Raw genomic sequence first — 460 nt, forward strand, 5'->3', positions numbered from 1 at the left:
ACATGTGCATCCATCAGCGTCACCCACCCACCGCCATTGGTGCTTTCCTGCAGCGTGTAGCGGTCAGCACCGCCAACTCCGTTCCAGCCGATGCCAATGCTGCCCTGTGCCGAACGGGCCGGCGCTGATACTCCCGGAACACTCGCAGGCGGGTAGACCACCGCCACCGCAGCGCTACCGCTGTAGCTGGTACACCCCACCGGATTACACGCGCGGACACGGTAGTTGAAGCTGCCTCCCGGTTTGCCGGTGAACCCCTTGGATTGGCCCACCGCATTGTGGACCTGGGTCCAGGCACCACCATTGGCACTCTCGTCGAGCTCAAAGCGCTCTGCACCGGCAGAGGCCGACCAACTGACGCTGTAGCTGCCGTTGAAGGCGGTTGCCGGTACGGTCAGCACAGGCACCGTAGCCGGCGGCAGTTCGACGGCAACCGAAGCGGTGTTGCTCCACTCACCAC

The 460-nt window shown here is 64.3% G+C and carries 1 protein-coding gene; it reads right to left on the reverse strand.

Annotated elements, in window-relative coordinates:
• Positions 1-460, reverse strand: a 460-nt coding sequence (locus DCS98_RS22610; RefSeq protein WP_206340415.1) for a hypothetical protein, incomplete at both ends; no start/stop codon positions are given.

Origin of the sequence: Blastococcus litoris (assembly GCF_003075095.1) — a bacterium.
GTDB lineage: Bacteria > Actinomycetota > Actinomycetes > Mycobacteriales > Geodermatophilaceae > Blastococcus_B > Blastococcus_B litoris.